Below are 17,987 nucleotides of genomic sequence, written 5' to 3' on the forward strand. Positions count from 1 at the left end.
GGCCTGCAACGTCTGCGGCAGGTCACGGATGGCCTCCCCGGCCCGCCCCGCCTTCACCGGCCCGTCGAGCTCCGGCCCCGCCTCGAACAGCATCGCCCCGCCGCCCTCCAGCGGGACCCGCGCCAAAACCTGCATCAACTGCCCCCCACCAGAGCGACATGGCACCCACTCCTGACATGTGCAGGCAACCACATCCGTCATTCCCCGGGGAGACGAACGGGAATCCGCGTGCTCCCCGTACTTCAACCACACGCGGTGACAGGGATGATGCTGACGGTGCTCCCGCCACAGCAGGCGCGAAAGGGCAACCGGCGCCTTGACTGGGGAGATAGCCGCAGCAGATCCCGTCGTCACAGCGCCGCGGCGACGAGGCCGGGCTGCGGAGCGCCCATCGGGCAGGGCAGAAGCCGGAGCGCGGCAACGTCCCGGCCGGCTCCGCCTCCCCGAAGACACTGTGCGGCGCACAAGCTCCTCGGCACGGGAAATGACCACAGCCAGGTGTGAGCCAGTTCCTGGACACGACGCTGGGCCGCCCACGTCCATCGACGGGCGAGCGGCAGCCCGGTAGCTGACGCCTGACAGACGCCTTCAGGCTTCTGGTGGACGGCTATGCCGCAGCGGCTCATGAGACATGCTGAGCGCGAAGAACGGGTCTGGGGCGCCGCCGAGAGCCGCTGGTTCAGCTCCGAAGGCTGGTACCTGGTCAACATGACCCAGTACCCGGAAGTCCCGGAAGTCGTCCTCGCCCGTGCACGGTGGACGGGACTTCACCCAGTGTGTGGGACGCGGCGAGCAGGTCCAGCGCCATCGGGGCATGAAGACGATGCTGGTCTCGCCACCTACGCCTTCCGCGGGAACCGGGAGCAAGCAGGCCGGCTGGAGCCGAGTCCTACTTCCGCGGACGCCGAGTCTTTGGCTTGCTGCGAAGGGCTGCCACCCGGGCGGTCGTCACGCCCGTCGCATCAGCGATGTCGCGTGGTGTGCCGCCGTGGGCTGTCAACGTAGTCACAGCGTCCGCCAGGGCCGCTTCGTAAGCGGCTTCAGCGCGCCGCAGCCGTTCCAGCTCCGGGCTGATGGGGACGAGCGTGATCTCGGTGGTGACGCCGACGAGTGCGAGCCCTTGGGCGAGGTTGCTGTGCAGCGCCCGCAACGTACGGCCATGGCCGTAGACCCCGTGCTGGGGGACACTGGCCACCCACGTGTCGGCGTGCCGGGTGGCCCGGCTTTCGATGGCCTTGGCCTTCTTCACGATGCCGCCCGGGCGTCGTCGATGATCTGTCGGATCAGCGCGTCGGGAATGGAATTCGGCAAAACGACCTGCTGCTCCCCGACCAAGTAGACCGTGTGGGTGCTGCCGCTGCGGACCGGGGTCACCGTGAGCCCCAGCCGTCCCACCGCGGCCCGGAGGCGTTGTACAGAGACGTACTCCGCCGCTCCGGCCTTGAGTCCCGCCGTGACCTGCTGAGCGGCCTTCCACTCGTCGACGCTGATGGCGGGTTCGTGTGTGATCCGGGGCGACCAGATCCACTCCGAGAGCGGGTTCAGCCGGGACTCGCCGGCCCGGCAAGTACGGGCGGCTTTCCGGTTGTAGACCTGGTAGCCGGTCAACTTCGGGTTGGCGAGCAGGCCGTTCACGAGGTTGTTGCTCCACCGCTTGTCGATCGGGTACCGGTCGGGTTCTGAGGCCAGGGCCGCCACGATGTCCGGCGTCTTGAGGTATTCCTCACGGCGTAGGCGGTGCAATTCCCTGACGGCGTCGAACCGGCGCGGGTCGGAATGCGGGGCCAGTTTCTTCTTGGGGCGTGCTGGGCCGAATCGTCCGCCTTCCTGCCGGGGCGCGGACTCGTCGAGCACCGCGACGTAGGGGTAGGGCGGGTAGCCGTGATTCCATCCATTGATGGCGTGCTGGACCTGCCCGCCCATGGACATCTCCATGAGGGTCGTCCGGTAGCTCTCCGCCTCGACCTGGCCGTAGCGTCGGGTGCGCAACCTACCGGACTCGGTCCCGCCCGTGGGCTCATTGGCATACACGAGTTGGACGCCAAGGCGTTCCAGTTCGTGTTCCACGGTCAGGCTGGTGAGCATGGCCCGGGCGAGTCGGTCGGAGCGCTCGGCAAGGGCATGGGTAACACCCAGTTGCTCGGACCGCTCAACGAGATCCTGGAGGCCGCCGGTGCGGGGGACCGGCACGTCGAGCGCGTCGTACATCTCGTGGGGACCGAGACCGCGCAGGTCCGGAGGGAGCATCCCGGATTCCACGTCCCAGAAGTAGGCGGCGAACTCCTCACCCTCCTCCAGGCATGCCGAGGCGTACAGGACTTGCCGAGGTATCGATGTGGCCGGGTTCTGGTTGTCCTTGGTGGAGACGCGACCGATGAAGACCGAGCACCTGGGCCGGCCGGGTGAATGTGTGAAATTCGGCAGGTCGGACAGGTCGATAGGCGGCCGGAACGGTGAAAGACAGGTTGCTGCGTGGCGCACGGGTTTATCCCCAGAGATCAACGGCGTGGGGGAAGGCAGCGCCCGGTCAACGGGATGCCGCACCCCTGCAGGTTTCAGGACCTCCGCGTCGGCGGAGAAGCCCCACAGGTGTGGGGATCAGGGCGCTCTGTCGGCAGTTCTCTTGGACGTTGGCCCAGCCCCGCAATCAGCGGGGACTTAAGGGATTCTAGCGCTTCCGGGACAGTTCGAAAGAGCGGGTCAGTAGGTGGTTCACCGTGGACTGCCTGGGGACCCGGGCGCCGAACGCGCGGGTCCAGGCAGCGGACCTCACGCGGGTGGGATCGCTGGCGAGGTATTTGTCATCGGCACGGTGTACGGCCTTGTCCCACGGGCCGACGGCCGTCGCCTTCCGAATGGGCATTGATGACTCCCTGTCCTCAGTGTCCGGCCGGTCCAGAAGACGAATTTGCCCATCTTCGCTCCCATGTCTGCGAGTTCGAAGACTGCCGCAGGCCGATCGGGCACAACCTCGGCTTGGTCGCACAACCAGGTGACAAGAGCAGCCATCGCGTGCACCGTGGCGACGGGTGCTGGAGCAGCTGCGGTGCGAGCCGGTGATTCGACAGCTATCGTGCACAAGATCTGCCACCTGTAGTGACCGGAACGTCCCCGACCTGGGAAGACGCAGACAGTGATCCGCCCCCAGCGTCCTCGGTCACGCTCCCCCCGTCGGTGACGGAGGCGGGCAGGCACGGAGCGGGCGTAGTGTGCCGTGTTCGTGGATGAACATCAGACGGGGACCAGGTGCCGTAAGTGCGGCCGGAGTCCGGCAGATCAGTGGCTGAACGACGAGGGTCCGCTGTGCGACCTGTGCCTGGACGAGCAGATCGCCGCGGCGACGGGCATGCCGCGGCTTCCTGCCGCCCCGGGCCCGGTGGAAGTCGTCGGCCTGGACGGCCGTCGGCATGTGCTGCGCTACCGGCTGTGGCGCGCGCCCACCGGGATCTCGGTCCGACTGGTCGAAGAATGCGAGGGCGCGGACGACGGGTTCGAGTTCGCGGTGCTCGGCGATCACGATGCGGACGTGGACGAACTGGCGGTGCGGGTGCGGGCCGAGGCCGAAGCAGAGATTGCCCGCTGCTACGTGGAACCGGCCCCGCAGGGCGCAGGATGGCGCCTGACGGGCGAGGAGATCGCGGGCCGGCTGATCGCGGATCTCGAGGGCGGCCCGGTCCGAGTCGTGGTCGACGGCCGGACGCTGTCGTGGGACGAGCTGGGTGAGGCATTGGCCTCGTACGAGGGCTGGCGCTTCCGCCTGGCCATCGACGCTTCCCTGACCGACGTGCGGTCAGATGCGGCCAAAGCACAGTGGGGCGCACAGGACGCTCCGGGCTGACCACGCCCTCGGCCAACATGTTGGAACGAGGTCGGCTCATTTTCCGGGGTGGGAGGACAATTCCGTGACGGTCCCGCCCCGGTCCGCCTCCTCAGGCTCCGGCTCTTACCCGAAGACGCCGAAGGGGCCGGCCTCGCCACAGTGACGCGCCCCGAGCAGCGGGCCCGGTCCTTCCATGCGATACCAGTGAGCGATCACAGGTCCCCCAAGGCGAAGTCGCCAGGCCGATGCTGTCCAGCAGGCCTCATTCTGCACTCAGCGACGTTAGGTCGAACGAGTGACGTGGCGAGGGTCTCTCCGCCTCGGGCAAGTCAACGGCCTGAGGATCCTTGTAGGCCACCTGCGTTAGTGCCTGCCGCCCTTCCAGGACGGCAGCGGCGCGCTCCGCAGCCTCCGCCAAGGACAGACTGCGCGTACGGCGGATGCGGGCCTGCTAGTGATCCTGTCGCAGGCGCGCAAGGAAGCGGGTCAGTGGGCTGATTCCGGCCCTCGATGTCGGTGGAGTGCGGCAGAGTGAGCGGGGCGGAGCCAGGGGTAGTGGCTCCGCCCCGCAGCAGTATCTACAGAGACGAGGGAATGTGAGCACCGTCGATCCGCATGAGGTCATCACGCGCAGCTTGGGTGGCATGGTGGCCTACGGGCGCCGGTACGCACGCCAGTTGGCGCCGGAGATCGCTCTCTGGCACTGCTACACCCTCGACGGTGGGCACAGCATCCTCGTCGTCCTGGACGATGGCTGTCTTGGCGACCACCCCTCCAGGAAGAAGTTGGAGGACCAGTTGGTGCCGGCGCCGGTGAAGTCCGTTGAGCGGGCGGGGTGGCGGTTGCTGGACGGCTTCGTAGTCTGCGAGCTCCCTTACGACCCGCAACTCGGGCTGGTGACGCCACCCGAGGACGACGAGTACGACGACGGGACGGAGGAGACTGAGTCGACGGGCACGGACGATGGTCCTCGCCTGCGGGCCGTGAAGGAGACGGCCCAGGAGGAGGTCTCAGGCGCCAGCGTGTTCGATCCGGAGGCTATCACTGCCGCAGCCGCCGAGCGCTGCCAGGCGCTGGTGAAGGAGATGCGGCGGCGGTACCCCAGCGTCCTCGGCCAGATGACCCACTTCGCAGACCAGAAGGGCACCGCTGGGCTCCCAGACTGGCCCGATTGGTGCTGGGTACCGATGAGCGGTGCAGGCGCCGTGGTGTGCCCGACCGGCGTCATGCTCCCCGGCGACCCCCGGGCCGGGGACTTGGCGCGTGTCGCTGCCCTGACCACCTGGTGGCTGACCAAGGGGGTGTACTGGATCGACGAGGACGCCGTGGCCAAACACGTGGACCGGGCATGGAGCCGGCCCGGCGTGCCCGCAGAGAAGCCTTTGCGAGCCGAACGCATTCTCAATGGACTGCCCCAACAGTGCGTCTACCTCGCGTTCCCGCCGATCCCTCTGGCGGAGGTTGAGAAGGTCCCGCCGGTCCTCGGCGTATTCGTGCACCTGGAGTACAACTACCGCGGCGGCCGACCCGAGCTGCGCCTGCTGATCGACCGTGACGGAACCTGGGAGGGACTGCAGGGTGTTCCGGTGCTCCTGGACCGGCCCACCTTGCTGGCATCCGCCCGTGAGCAGATCAAGCCCGAGGCGTTCGGCGACGGGCTGAACGAAGAGCAGCGTGAAGGGCTGGCCGAACTGGTTCGGCTGGCTCCCTTCTTGGTGTGGCCGGCCGTCGAGGCGCTACTCGACCGCGAGTCGGTCATCAGCGGGTGGGACCTTCCTGGTGAGCAACCGCAGCCGGCCGTGCCGCGCGCCACGGGCGTGCCTCGCTGGAAGGGTGCGGCGAAGCCTGCACGGTGGCGGGTCGGCGTTACTGCCCCCAGGGCGGGGTTGCGCACGCCCTGATTAGTCGGTGCGATCACCGCCCTCCCGTGCGCGCACCAAAGGGGCCAGGGTGTTGTGATCATCGCGCACGCGGTATGCGGATGACCAGGGACCTCGCAGAACTGCCAGCTGTGCGTGCGCGACGTCTGGTGCTCGTAGAAAGTCGTCTTGCGCCGTTCTCATCGGCGTTCGTCGTGCTCGTCCACGGGCAGGGCCGCCAGGCGCCTGCCAGCCGGCCCGCTGCCGCAACTCGGCCATCACCCGCGCCCATGCCCCCTACTGGGTCGCGGAAGAGGACGACCTGACTGCCCGGCCCAAGGACCCGCAGCTGTCAACCGCGCACCGCGAGGCGGTCATCGTCCGATTTGCCGACGTCCAGCGCATCACCCGAGCACTTGAAGAGGAAGGCCGCGCCTGATGCCGGTATCCGCAGCATCCGCCGACGAGCTGAGAGCGGCCATGGCCCGGCTGCTGGCTGGCGAGCCCGTGCACACCGACAGCGCTCTCACCAAGGAGAACCTCGCCCGCGAGGCCCAGGTCAGCCGCGCGACCGTGCACCGTGCCGAAGACATCCTCGCCGAGTGGGACGCGAGGGGTGCCCGCCCCGTCCTCCGCACACCGGGCGGGGTCCAGCGCGACGAGACCATCGCCGAACTCCGCAGGAAGCTGCGCGAGGCGAGGGAGCAGGCCGCGCAGATTCAAGGCAAGCTCGACGCGCCCGCCACGGTGACGACGAACCTCTACGCCGAGAACCTCACCCTGAAAAAGCGGCTCGGGCACAAAGGCATCGCGGTGCTGCCCGCCTCCGAACGGGAGCAGCCGGGGCCCCACCCGCCACGCCCAGGTGAGGTATGACTACCGGCCCGGCAGCGAGATAGAGGCCGCTGCGAGGTCACTGGGGCGTGCTCGCAATGCCCAGGACGTCGTACAGGTGCTGGCCGTGGGCCCACCTCTTCAGTTCGGGGCGGCCCATGAGGATGAGATCGTGGTACGCGGCGAAGTCGACCGCGGGCTGGGTGAAGCCGTTGAGACCGATCATGATCGGGACGTCGGCCTCGTGGTGGAGGCGAGCCGTTCCGTTGAACTTCTGCACATGCCCCGAGCCGACCGGATTCCTGTACTGCTTACACTGCAAGATCAACAACCGGTCGTCGGAGTCGCGGGCGGTGACGTCCACGCCGAGGTCGCCGGACCCTCCCACCCGCCGTGTGCTGCCGAACCCGTCGCGGGCCAGGAGATCGGCGCACGCCTGCTCGAAGCCCGTCGCGCTCATCGCGGCGAGCTGCTTCATCTTGAAGGTCAGCACGTCAGGGTCGGGCGCTTCGCCTGGTCCTGCGGTGGAGGAGTAGTCCTCCTCATCGCCGACATAGGTATAGGTGCCGGCGCCGAACAGGAACGACACCAGCTTCACCACGAGGATGACCGTGACCAGTGCGCCGATGGGGATGAGGGCGGCCCCCCAGGGGTGATCGGCGATCAGCCCCCACAGGTCCACGGTGATCCACCGGCTGACGTCGTCGGTGAGCCATTCCCACACCATCTTGCCGATGGCCAGTGCAAGGACGGCGTACAACAGGAACTTCAGCAGCGGGTCGAGTGATCCGTCTTCGTCGAACACCACACCTCCGAGACGTTGATGACGGCGGATGCCGGTTCAGGCGGCACGCCTGAACCGGGCACGGCGGGTGCGTGCGGACAGAGCCAGGATCTCGTGCAGTGCGGTGCCGTTCTCCGTCCAGCGCCGGAGTCTGTCCCGGTCGACCCAGTGGACGCCGTGCCGGTCGCCCCAGGCCATGGCGTCCCGGGTGAAGGTGCCGTTGGTGACGACGACGGCGTGATCGGCCCGGTGGGCCGGGCCGGCCGTCCCCTTCACCGCGTACATGACCGAAGACCCCACTTTCCCGCCGACGCGCGTGTGCTTGGCCTGGACGACGATCCGACCACGGTGGGTGTGGTCGCTGATGACGTCGGCGGCCTGATCGCCACTGCCGCCCACGCGGCGTGCCGGCCAGCCGTCGCGGACCAGGAGGTCTCGCAAGGCGTGCTCAAACTGCCGGTCGTCCATGGCGTCGAACTCGGCCAGGGCGATCCGCAGTGTGGCCAGCCGCTCGGCGTCGGACCGGCGGCGCTGCATGGTACGTGCGATCTGCCAGGCCCCGGCGGCCCCCGCCAGCAGGACGAGAGCCAGCAGGAACGGCCACGCGACCTTGAGCCCTCGGACGGCCGCGGCGGCCATCTCGAACGCCAGGAACAGAACGGCCAGTGCCACGACAGCGGCCGACAGGACCTCGGGCAAACCGCGTGGACGTCGAACCCGTAGCCGCTTGCGTCCGGAGTGGCGATTGCCGGCTGCGGTTGCGCGGGCTGCGATGCGGAGCTCACGTCACCGAACCCGAACACCTGCCCCCACAACCAGACGCCGGCGAGCAGCCCGGCAATCATCCAGCCGCTCATCCGCTTCCCCCTGCCCGGCTTCGGTTGCGGCGGATGTGTCCGCGTACGTAGTGGAACCCGTCCGGCACCTTCGACATGGTGTCCATCCCCTCCCGTCGGCAGGCCGCGGTTGCAGCCCGCCCTCAAATTGATTACTGATCTCTTCGGCGGGGTGTCGGGTAGTGACGATGGGTGATCCCTGCGGTACCCCGTGGGTATGCGGTACGCGCAGGGTGGAGGACTGACCGCAGAGCGGCAGCGGTTCCGCGAGCGGATTCGCCGGGAGGCCGGCGAGCGGTTCGCGCGCGGTGAGAAGACCGCGGTGATCGCGAAGGATCTGCGGGTGAGTGAGCGGTCGGTGGAGCGCTGGCGGCGCGCCTGGCGAGAGGGCGGGATGCGGGCACTCGCATCGAAGGGTCCGCCCAAGGCGCCCAAGCTCTCCGGCGCGCAGTTCGCCGTGCTGGAAGGGGAGCTGGCCCGGGGTCCGGCCGCGCACGGGTGGGAGGACCAGCGGTGGACCCTCCTGCGGATCAGGGCCGTGATCGCCCGGAAGTTCCGGATCGCCTGCTCGATGGCGGGGGTGTGGCGGCTGATGCACCGGCACGGCTGGTCCTGGCAGTGTCCCGCCCGCCGGGCCCTGGAGCGCGACGAGCATGCCGTGGAACTGTGGCAAAAGAAGGTGTGGCCGCAGGTGGAAACGCCGCGGCGGCGCTCGGTGCCTTCATCGTCTTCGAAGACGAGGCCGGATTCTCGATGACGCCGCCCCGCGCCCGCACCTGGGGCCGACGTGGGCACACCCCTGTCGTGCGGGTCCGCGGCCGCTCCCGGCGCCGGATCTCGATCGCGGCTCTGTGCTGCTACAGGCACGGCGAAACGCCCCGACTGATCTACCGTCCACGTTTCCACATGCCCTTCAAAGGCGCCCGCAAGAGCTTTGCCTGGACCGACTACCGCGACCTGGCCGTCCGCGCCCACATCCAGCTCGGCGCCCCCATCATCCTCATCTGGGACGGCCTGAACACTCACCGCGCCGCAGGCATGCGCCAGTACGCCGAGGACCACGACTGGCTCACGCTGGTACAGCTCCCTTCCTACAGCCCTGACATGAACCCGGTGGAAGGCATCTGGTCCCTGCTTCGACGCGGCCCCCTGGCCAACACCGCCTTTACCGACCCCGACCACCTCGAACGCACCCTGCGACGGGGCCTGAGCCATATCCAGCACCACCCCGACCTCATCGACGGCTGCCTCACCGAAACCGGCCTGACCCTCCACCCACCCGACCCGACACCCCGCCGAAGAGATCAGTAGCAGCGGGCACTGACAGAAACTGATGGGCCATCACGAGATCGAGCCAGTCCAGGCCGCCATCCCACCAAGCCGCATCGCACTGTCCGACGGCCCCCACAGGCGGGAAGCGCGGGCTGCTGACCTCGGCAGACGGACTTTGCCGGTTCCTGTGCGGCCACCGCTGGACCGCCCCATCCAGCGCTGCGAGGTTCACTGACCAGGTGCCGCTCACCTGCGAAAACGGTCGTGCTCACCTCAGGCGGCACCGCGACGTTGAATGGCGAAAAGCAGCAGGAGCGCACTCATCGCCGTTGTGCGCCGGTGCCGCCCCCGAGCTGCGCTTCTCCGCTGCCCAGAAGGTCATCGCGGCCGCCTTCGACCAGGCCGCCGCCCGCGACCCCGGCCACCTGCGGGACTGGATCGTGCTGGTCGACGGCGCCCGCCACCAACTCGACCTGATCCAGGCCGAGGCCGCACGCCGAGGCCACGCCGTCCACATCGTGCTGGACATCGTGCACGTACTGGAGAAGCTTTGGGCAGCCTCGCGCTGTTTCCACACCGCCACCGACCCGGACGCCGAGGACTGTGCCCAGGGGAACGCCCAGAACAAGGGCCGTTGAGTTTCCGGCGAAGACGACAGCTGTTGTGCGGCCTGAGCGGCCGGGCGTGGCGAGCGCGGCTGCATATCCGGCGATGATTGACCAGAAGACCCCGTGTGCCATTCCGCACAGGAACCGGCCGATCGCCAGTATCGGGTAGCTCTCCGCAACCGCGGAGAGCACAGTGCCGAGGAAGAAAACCGCACTCACGGTCGTGTAGAGGCGCTTGCGCGGCCAGCCGCCGGTCCAGTGGGTGAGCGGAGCTGCCGTCAGGCCGACAGTGAAGGCGTACACGGTGACCAACAGCCCCACCCGGGATCGCGCGACTCCCAGATCGTCGCTGATCGGCGTCAGCAGCCCGACCGGCAGCAGCTCTGTGGTGACGACGACGAAGGTCGTGGTGGCGAGAACGAGCAGGCTGGCCCGGCGCCGGGCCGGTGACGTCGTGGGCGGACCGGCCTGGTCCGTGAGGAATGGTGCGCTCACGCCGATGTGGTGGGGAGTGCGGCGAGGAATTCGCGTACGTGGCGGAGCCAGGTCGCCCGGTCTGCCGGGTTCAGGACGTGGGCGGCACCGGGCAGTTCGACCAGCCGGGCGCCCGGGATGCCAGCCGCCAGACGGTACGAGCTCTCGGGCAGCACCAGTCGGTCGCCGGTCGGCGCCACCACCAGGGTGGGGGCGGACACCTTAGCCAGGTCGGCCCGGACGTCCACGCGCGACACCAGGTCGAAGTGGTCCAGCATGCCCGGCGGCATTGCGGTCAGGGTCTGGGCGACTGGTTCGTCGAGGGCGGCCGGTTCGAGGTCCGCCGGGGACATGCAGGACAGAAGGGCGAGCCGTGCCACGTCCTCCCACTGACCAGCAGCAGCCAAGGACTTGATCAGCTGGGCGGCGAGCGCCAGGACGGGGTCGGCGGCAGCGAAGCCGGCGGTGAGGACGAGGGCCCGGACACGGTCGGGGTGCCGTGTGGCGATCCGGACGGCCACGGCGCTGCCGAGAGACTCCCCGAGGACGGCGAACGAGTCCTGGCCGGCCGCTACGGCGGCTGCGACCAGGCGGTCGGCGAGGTCGTTCAGGGCCAGGGGTTCGACGGCTACGGCAGAGCCACCGGCCCCGGGGTAGTGCGGGCCGACGAGGGTGTGGTCCTGGGCGAGGTCGTCGAGGACGAGGCCGAAGTTCCCCTCGATGCCGCCGCCGGCGCCGTGCGCGAGCAGAAGTGCGGGGCCGCGTCCCTGCACGAGAACGTCGAGGTGTGAAGTGGGAAGCACGTGATCAGTGGTCATGGCGCCGACGCTAAACTCCGACATCAGTGTCAGAGTCAAGTCGCGGCGTGGGCAAGGGGAACAGGAATGAGGCGAGCGGCATCCGCATGAAGGAGATGGTGCGGCGTACCGGGGTCCATGAGCGGCTGCTGCGCTACTACGAACAGCAAGGACTCCTGGCGCCCGACAGGCTGCCCAGCGGCTACCGCATCTACGGCGAGTCGGACGTCGAGACAGTGCGCCGCATTCGCTGTCTGCTGGCGGCCGGGCTTCCGACCGCTCTGATCGCCCAGGTCCTGCCGTGCATCCGGGCGGACGACGAGCACCTCGTACCCACCTGCCCGGACCTGCTCGCCCAGCTACGCCGGGAAGGCGAGCGAATCACCCACGCCATCGAAGATCTACAGGCGTCGCGCGCGATCCTCGACACCATCATCACCGCCGCGCCCTCAAGGGCGCCGGGACACTGAGGCCGCCTCAACCTACCGCTCCCGAGGCAACCTGACAGGAAGCCCACGACAAACTCGGCCTCGCCAGCTTCACCATCGAGGTCGGCGGCAGCGACACAAGCGGCTGCCGCGGACTCACACCGCCCTACCCCTGCCAGGACCACTACTTCTGGCCCAAGATGAAACCGGCCCTGTTCTACGCCGCCCGGCGCGCCGCGGCACCATACAAACGGGCACCCGACGCCGTGGACATCATCCCCGACGACCTGGCCCCCGATCTTGACGAGCAGGCCACGTGCCTGCTCGCCAAGTAGGCAATGCCGCTCCTGCGTTCAGCAATCTTCACCAATCGGTCCACTCCAAGTCGCCCCTGTGGCACCGAATAACGCCGCCGCCCAGCCGCTGGACCAGCAACCGCGAGCACCACAGCATCACCAACGTCGACAGCGCCGTGCGTCCGGTGGAAGCCCGCCGACGGCACCACCACGGGCCCCGGCCGAGCAGGACTGCGCCAGCGGTGCGCCCACGCCAGCGACATCCCGCCGCGCTGCCGGCCTTCCTCCTTGAGCTGCGGGACCGTGCCTCCACCGCCGGATCACGTCCGCTGTCAGGCGGCAAGGAGGTCGTCGCCCCTGGCCGAGAGCGTGACAGAGCCGCCCAGTGCGTAGACGCGTCCTTTCAGGCGTACCTTCCGGGACCCGCCGAACTCTGCATGATGGCGTGCCGTCACCAGTTCCGACGGCCAAACGATCCGCGGATGCTTTGTCTGGCGTGCCGAGGCGGAGAGACGCCCCGGGCGTACGCTACGCCTCCGACGTGCGAATGTACCGCCCGCCAGCCAGGGCGACGAGAACCACAGGGTGGCGGTCGGCCACGCGCCGGGCGGAGGCTCGTGCGGTCCGCCGACGCAGGGCAACCTCCGCGCCCCGAAGACGCACGACCGGTGCCGACGTGACGGCGGAGAAATCCCGGTCGGCGGTGTCCGCGCCGACCGCGAGGCATGCTCATCCATCCCGGCCCTGCGGGCTGATAGGGCTCTTCCCTGAACAGGGAGCGAAACGGGCAGCCCGGACACCCGACGCCGAGGACGATGCCGCGACGGCGCGGAAGTGCTCCAGTCATTCCCGCGGCACCAGGGTCCTTCTGGTCAGCCGCCGTAGCGGAGAGGCATCCGCCCAGAGAGCTTCCGCCGGAGGCTCAGCTGGTGGCCGGCTGTCCACCAGTTGTCCCAAGCCTTACAGGGGTGGACGGGTCGTCCAGCCAGGGCTGATGCAGGCCGTCGGCGCAGATGGTCATGCCGAAGCGGCCGGGGCCCGGCTGCCCGTGGGCGGTGTACCAGGTCCAGGCCGCGCTCGCCTCGTCCCACAGCCGGCGCGAGCCGTACTGCCACACCGTGTAGGTGTCGCCGCCCGCCTCATGTTCGTCGACCGCGGCCCACGAGGCGGCGTCGGCGGTCGCGATCCACAGGCGGCGCGTGACGCCGTCGAGGTCCGGGTCCTCGTGCCAGGCGTGCCACACGTCCGGCAGCAGCAGCCCGAGCGCGAACTGCGCGGCGAAGTCCTCGCCGGCGACCGCATACGGCGACAGGGTGGTACGGGATTCGTCGGGCTGGTGGTCGTCACCGATCACGTCGCCGAAGACCGTGAGATTCAGGCGCTGTCCGCGTGCCGGCATGAACTGCGCGTAGGGATGGAAACGGCCTGTGGCGCCGTGGTGGTCGTCGACGGTGAGGTGGAGCAGGCCGTACTCCAGCCACGGCCGAGCCCAGGGAAGCAAGATCGTTCCTCCGGGCCGGACCTGCCGGATGAGGGCCGGTGAGACGGCGGACAGGGAGCAGGTGGCGAGAATGCGGTCGTACGGCGCTCCGTCCGGATCGCCGAGCGTGCCGTCCCCGCACACCACCCGCACCCCGGGAGCCTCCCTGCGGAGTATGGCCGCCGCCCGCCGGGCCAACTCCTCATCGATCTCGACAGTCGTAACCTGACGGCCGCCAAGGACATGTGCGAGCAGTGCCGCGTTCCAGCCGGTGCCGGTGCCCAGTTCCAGCACGCGCTCGCCAGGCCGCGGATCGGTCATGGCGAGCATGTGGACCACGATGGCCGGCGCCGACGCCGAGGACGACGGCAACACCTTGCGGCCGGGCTCCGGAGGACGCCCGTCGTTGACCTGCGTGACGACCGAGGTGTTGGCGTAGGCCGCGGCCAGCCACCGCTCGGCGTCGGTGCCGGCGTCGAGCGGACGGTAGCCCTCCGCGCCCCATTGCCAGATCACCTCGGGCAGGAACCGGTGCCGGCGGACAGCGGTGATGGCCGAGGCCCAGAGCTCGGGCAGTTCACCGATTTCGGCAGCTATCTCGGCCAGCAGCCGCCGCACAGCGGCGGCTTCGTCCACATCCCCCACCGTCACGCGTCGTCGTCCTTCTTGTGCTTCGGCGCGGGCTTCGGTTTGACGGTGTCATCGCTCGGGCGGCGCGCCCCCAAATCCTTGCCGCCGCGGTGCTGCCCGTTGCCGTCACCGCTCGACCCCTTGCCCGTTCCCCATCCCATGGCTGTGCCCTTTCGTCGGTGCAACGTCCCGGCGGACGGTAGCCGCCGCCCAGCGTCCGCCGGAAGATCGCCAGAGCGCTCCACGGCAGCGGCCGGTGTGTCCGCCGCGCCTCCGTTCCTCGCTCTCATCCGCTGGTGCCGACGACCGGCCCGGCCACGGAGCCTGGTGGCCAACGCACCCGAATCCGTAGGCCACGCGGGCGAGAAAACCTCCGTGAGCAGGGCGAACAGCACTGGCAGAAGGCCGAGCGCCGTTTCGTCGGGCTGCTGTTGGCGTCGCCTCGTGAGGCGTCAGCGGGCCTCGCCCTGGACTCGAGGCAGCGGTTGCAGCAGCAGCCACATAGCTGCCGTGCGCGTCAGAACGCGGGCAGCATGACCACACTTCCGAGTGACGCGAACAGGACCCGCTGCCGTGTCGCGCAATACGTCGCCGATCGCGACCGTCCTGGAATCTGAGACGAGAGACACGCGTCAGCGGTCACGTCGGAGGAATGAGCGGGCGCCGCGCAGCGTGGTGCGCAAGGCGCGCTGCGTGCGCGTGCTGTCCAGACGGACGCTCAGCGCCCCCGGGGAACCGGTGCCCACACGTCGGCCAGCCGCCAGCACCGAGGCGTCCAGTCCGTTACAGCCGGCGATCAGAACACCAAGCCCATAGCGGGTGAGAGCATCGGATCCTGCCAGGTGGGCCACCCCTACCACGTCACCGACTAGGTCGTTTCTGATGGCTCTTGTCGGGTGGGGTGGATCATCTGCTGGTCTGGGCAGGCGTGGGGCATGGTGCGGCGGCATGAACCGAGCGATGCGCAGTGGCGGGTGGTCGAGCCGTTGCTGCCGGCCGAAGGCCGGCCGGGTGGGCAGTGGACGGATCTGCCGGAGCGCTACGTGTGTAGGGACGGTGGACGGGAGGTACTGGGGTGTTCGCACGGCAGGCTACCCCGCGTCCACGCTTACCGTCAGTTGGGACCTGCCCCTCCACATAGCCACCGTGATCGCCCTGCTGGTCTACGTGTCCGTCTCACCGGCCACTGACCTTCAGGGCTCCGTGCAGACCCATGTTCCCGGCTGCGGTGCGCTGGTACGGGTCGGTTTGCTCAGTGCCCTTGTCGGCAACGCGAGCACAGAAGTCTGCGGCGAGCTGGGCAACGAGCGACGATAATTGAGTTGCTTACTCGACAACAGCCGGTCAGAGTTGGGACATCGCTTCACGCACTCCCGGTGCGCAGGCCGCGGCTACTTCTTGTGGTGAATCCGCCGCGGCCGTCCTTGATCTCGGGAGGCAACAGCACCAGGGGTGCCCGGTGCGCAGGTGATCGTTACTTCTCCTCACAAGAGAGCAACGCGGGTTCGAATCCCGTCGCCGACCGCGAGGTTGGTGTCGTCCAGCGGCCCAGGACGCTTACGTCACGGTCCCCGACTCCGATCTCGGGCACCCCCTTTTTGCTGACGCCTCCCCTCCACAGCGAGGGGATTTTTCTTCATGGCCCGCTTCAACACCCGAACCGCACGACCCGCCGTCACCTCCCCGGTGACATCGACCGGCACGACGACCGTCAACCACCAGGGCGGCCAGGGCTATTCACGCGACGCCCGCTCCGAACTCTTCCTCCTGGCCGTGACCAACATGGTCGGACAGGACACCTTCTACGAGTCCGGCGGGCAGCGCGACGACCGGTTCACCCAGCTCGTACGCCGGCTCGCCGTCGAGGACCCGGACTGGACCGCCGCCCTGCTGCGCTGGCTCCGTACGGACGGCAACCTGCGTACGGCCGCCGTCGTGGGCGCCGCGGAGTTCGTACAGGCCCGCCTCGACGCGGACGCGCCGGGCCACTCCCGCCAGACCGTCGACGCCGTCCTCCAGCGCGCCGACGAGCCCGGCGAGCTGCTCGGCTACTGGATGTCGCGCTACGGGCGTACGGTCCCCAAGCCCGTCAAACGCGGGATAGCCGACGCCGTGCGGCGGCTCTACACCGAACGCTCCCTGCTCAAGTACGACACCGCCAGCAAGGGCTTCCGCTTCGGCGACGTCCTCAACCTCGTCCACGCCTCACCGGCCCCCGACAAGCCGTGGCAGGGCGACCTGTTCCAGCACGCCCTGGACCGCCGCCACAACCGCGAAGCAGACATCCCCGCTCGTCTCGCGACGCTCATCGCACGCGAGCAGCTCGCGGCGACGCCCGTCGACCAGCGCCGCCAGGTCCTCGCCGACCAGAGCGACCTGCTCCAGCGTGCCGGGATGACATGGGAGGCGCTGGCGGGCTGGCTCCAGGGCCCGATGGACGCCGCCGCGTGGGAGGCGATCATCCCGTCCATGGGGTACATGGCGCTGCTGCGCAACCTGCGGAACTTCGACGAGGCCGGGGTCAGCGACCGGGTGGCCGCACAGGTGGCGGCGAAGCTCGCCGACGAGGACGCGGTCGCCGCCTCCCGCCAGTTCCCCTTCCGCTTCCTGGCGGCCTACCGGCACGCGCCGTCGCTGCGCTGGTCGTACGCCCTGGAACAGGCCCTCGGCCACTCCCTGGCGAACGTCCCGTCGCTGCCGGGCCGCACCCTGGTCCTGGTCGACCGTTCCGGCTCGATGTTCGGCAGGCTGAGTGACCGTACGGACCTCACCCGGGCCGACTCCGCGGCCGTCTTCGGCACCGCGGTGGCGCTGCGGGCGGCGAACGCGGACCTGGTGGAGTTCGGCACGTCGAGCCGGCCGGTGCCACTGCGGCGCGGCGAGTCGGTACTGAAGGTGGTGGAGCGCTTCGGCAACCTGGGCGGTACGGACACGGCGAATGCGGTGCGCCGGCACTTCCGCGGCCACGACCGGGTACTGATCATCACGGACGAGCAGGCCGCGTACAGCCACTACGGCGACCCGACCGAGCAGATCCCGGCGACGGTCCCGGTATACACCTGGAACCTCGCCGGGTACCGGACCGGCCACGGCCCGTCCGGCTCGGCGCTCCGGCACACCTTCGGCGGCCTGAACGACGCCGCGTTCCGCATGGTGCCGCTCCTGGAGGCCGGACGAAACGCCGCCTGGCCATGGGAAGGCTGAACAACGATCTTGCGCCCGCTCTCCTTGGCGAATACCGAAAGCACTTCCTCCGCAGGTCAGAGCACTACCAGCGCGCTGACCCGCTCAGCCGTTCTCCGCCTGGAACATCCAGTGGTGCTTCTCCAGGTCGGCCGTCAGGCCGATGATCAGGTCCTGGGTGACCGGGTCCGGCTTGTCCGTCGACTGGATGCGCTCGCGCATCCGGCCGATCACGGCGCCGAGCGCCGATACCAGGACCTGCACCGCCTGGGTGTCCTTGTTCCAGCCTTCGCCGACCGCGTCGATGCCGCTCGTCTTCGCGACGGTCTCCGCTCGGCCGTCCGGGGCGATGCCCAGGGCCGAGGCGCGCTCCGCCACCGTGTCGGCGTGCTGGCGCGCGGAGACGACGACGTCGTCCAGCTGAAGGTGGATCGAGCGGAAGCGGGGGCCGACCACGGTCCAGTGGACCTGCTTGGCCACAAGTGAGAGGTCGACCAGGTCCACGAGGGCACCCTGCAACGCCTCGCCGACGATCTTGCGGTCCTCATCGGACAGCGTGCTCTTCACCACAGACATCCGGCTACTCCTCTTCGGCTGGCTGATCTGTTCCTTCCCCCGTGTTCCCCACCATCGCACAATCGACACAGAACCGGTCAAAAAAGACCGGGTCCCGGTCAGTGTCACTG

The 17,987-nt window shown here is 69.0% G+C and carries 17 protein-coding genes and 1 pseudogene; 9 read left to right on the forward strand and 9 right to left on the reverse strand.

The features are described from left to right. Window positions 1–889 precede the first annotated feature (889 nt). The gene (locus ACFU99_RS09120; RefSeq protein ID WP_384388045.1) at window positions 890–1,249 is read right to left on the reverse strand and encodes a hypothetical protein; all 360 of its coding nucleotides are present in this window, start codon (window positions 1,247–1,249) and stop codon (window positions 890–892) included. Continuing rightward, window positions 1,246–2,481, reverse strand: coding sequence for a recombinase family protein (locus tag ACFU99_RS09125; RefSeq protein WP_384388048.1), 1,236 nt, complete (start codon window positions 2,479–2,481; stop codon window positions 1,246–1,248). Before ACFU99_RS09125 ends, ACFU99_RS09120 begins: the two co-directional genes overlap by 4 nt. 739 nt (window positions 2,482–3,220) lie before the next feature. On the opposite strand from ACFU99_RS09125, the gene ACFU99_RS09130 reads away from it, so the two are divergent. The 3 genes from ACFU99_RS09130 (at window position 3,221) to ACFU99_RS09140 (ending at window position 6,555) form a co-directional block, all read left to right on the forward strand. Further along, window positions 3,221–3,838: a hypothetical protein gene (locus ACFU99_RS09130; RefSeq protein WP_384388051.1), complete on the forward strand. Its 618-nt coding sequence runs from the start codon at window positions 3,221–3,223 to the stop codon at window positions 3,836–3,838. A gap of 578 nt (window positions 3,839–4,416) precedes the next feature. Further along, on the forward strand, window positions 4,417–5,721 hold the full coding sequence (locus tag ACFU99_RS09135; RefSeq protein WP_384388054.1) for a hypothetical protein: 1,305 nt from the start codon (window positions 4,417–4,419) through the stop codon (window positions 5,719–5,721). 396 nt (window positions 5,722–6,117) lie between these two features. After that, complete coding sequence (locus tag ACFU99_RS09140; protein WP_384388057.1) at window positions 6,118–6,555, forward strand: hypothetical protein; 438 nt, start codon at window positions 6,118–6,120, stop codon at window positions 6,553–6,555. A gap of 37 nt (window positions 6,556–6,592) precedes the next feature. Here ACFU99_RS09140 and ACFU99_RS09145 read toward each other — a convergent pair whose 3' ends face one another. Continuing rightward, window positions 6,593–7,318, reverse strand: coding sequence for a restriction endonuclease (locus tag ACFU99_RS09145; protein ID WP_384388059.1), 726 nt, complete (start codon window positions 7,316–7,318; stop codon window positions 6,593–6,595). Between the two features lie 36 nt (window positions 7,319–7,354). Then, window positions 7,355–7,969, reverse strand: a complete 615-nt coding sequence (locus tag ACFU99_RS09150) for a restriction endonuclease (protein ID WP_384388061.1) — start codon at window positions 7,967–7,969, stop codon at window positions 7,355–7,357. 381 nt (window positions 7,970–8,350) lie between these two features. On the opposite strand from ACFU99_RS09150, the gene ACFU99_RS09155 reads away from it, so the two are divergent. From ACFU99_RS09155 to ACFU99_RS09165, 3 genes are all read left to right on the forward strand, one after another. Beyond that, window positions 8,351–8,890, forward strand: a complete 540-nt coding sequence (locus tag ACFU99_RS09155; protein ID WP_384388063.1) for a winged helix-turn-helix domain-containing protein — start codon at window positions 8,351–8,353, stop codon at window positions 8,888–8,890. Continuing rightward, window positions 8,887–9,444 carry a transposase gene (locus tag ACFU99_RS09160; protein WP_384388080.1) on the forward strand — a complete coding sequence of 186 codons (558 nt, stop codon included), beginning with the start codon at window positions 8,887–8,889 and terminating at the stop codon, window positions 9,442–9,444. Before ACFU99_RS09155 ends, ACFU99_RS09160 begins: the two co-directional genes overlap by 4 nt. A 290-nt stretch (window positions 9,445–9,734) precedes the next feature. Further along, entirely contained in the window at window positions 9,735–10,043 is a 309-nt protein-coding gene (locus ACFU99_RS09165) for a hypothetical protein (RefSeq protein ID WP_384388085.1), read from the forward strand. Window positions 10,044–10,046: 3 nt separating this feature from the next. On the opposite strand, the pseudogene ACFU99_RS09170 reads toward ACFU99_RS09165, so the two are convergent. Both ACFU99_RS09170 and ACFU99_RS09175 read right to left on the reverse strand, forming a co-directional pair. After that, a pseudogene (locus tag ACFU99_RS09170) lies at window positions 10,047–10,508 on the reverse strand (MFS transporter); the annotation flags it as partial. Next, window positions 10,505–11,305, reverse strand: coding sequence for an alpha/beta fold hydrolase (locus ACFU99_RS09175; RefSeq protein ID WP_384388066.1), 801 nt, complete (start codon window positions 11,303–11,305; stop codon window positions 10,505–10,507). The gene ACFU99_RS09175 and the pseudogene ACFU99_RS09170, both read right to left, overlap by 4 nt. 80 nt (window positions 11,306–11,385) lie before the next feature. On the opposite strand from ACFU99_RS09175, the gene ACFU99_RS09180 reads away from it, so the two are divergent. Together ACFU99_RS09180 and ACFU99_RS09185 are read left to right on the forward strand one after the other, a co-directional pair. Beyond that, window positions 11,386–11,754, forward strand: coding sequence for a MerR family transcriptional regulator (locus ACFU99_RS09180; protein ID WP_384388083.1), 369 nt, complete (start codon window positions 11,386–11,388; stop codon window positions 11,752–11,754). A 158-nt stretch (window positions 11,755–11,912) separates the two neighbouring features. Continuing rightward, on the forward strand, window positions 11,913–12,047 hold the full coding sequence (locus tag ACFU99_RS09185; RefSeq protein WP_384388069.1) for a hypothetical protein: 135 nt from the start codon (window positions 11,913–11,915) through the stop codon (window positions 12,045–12,047). 883 nt (window positions 12,048–12,930) lie between these two features. On the opposite strand, the gene ACFU99_RS09190 is transcribed toward ACFU99_RS09185, so the two are convergent. Together ACFU99_RS09190 and ACFU99_RS09195 are read right to left on the reverse strand one after the other, a co-directional pair. Then, window positions 12,931–14,139, reverse strand: a complete 1,209-nt coding sequence (locus ACFU99_RS09190; RefSeq protein ID WP_384388072.1) for a methyltransferase domain-containing protein — start codon at window positions 14,137–14,139, stop codon at window positions 12,931–12,933. Next, window positions 14,136–14,279, reverse strand: coding sequence for a hypothetical protein (locus ACFU99_RS09195; RefSeq protein ID WP_384388074.1), 144 nt, complete (start codon window positions 14,277–14,279; stop codon window positions 14,136–14,138). The genes ACFU99_RS09190 and ACFU99_RS09195 overlap by 4 nt, the downstream gene beginning before the upstream one ends. 1,477 nt (window positions 14,280–15,756) lie before the next feature. On the opposite strand from ACFU99_RS09195, the gene ACFU99_RS09200 reads away from it, so the two are divergent. Then, entirely contained in the window at window positions 15,757–17,322 is a 1,566-nt protein-coding gene (locus tag ACFU99_RS09200; RefSeq protein WP_384388077.1) for a TROVE domain-containing protein, read from the forward strand. A gap of 84 nt (window positions 17,323–17,406) precedes the next feature. Here the strand turns inward: ACFU99_RS09200 and ACFU99_RS09205 are convergent, their stop codons facing one another. After that, complete coding sequence (locus ACFU99_RS09205; RefSeq protein ID WP_363135532.1) at window positions 17,407–17,877, reverse strand: DNA starvation/stationary phase protection protein; 471 nt, start codon at window positions 17,875–17,877, stop codon at window positions 17,407–17,409. Window positions 17,878–17,987: the final 110 nt, after the last annotated feature.

It is taken from the genome of Streptomyces sp. NPDC057654, assembly GCF_042800135.1.
In the GTDB taxonomy this organism is placed as follows: domain Bacteria; phylum Actinomycetota; class Actinomycetes; order Streptomycetales; family Streptomycetaceae; genus Streptomyces.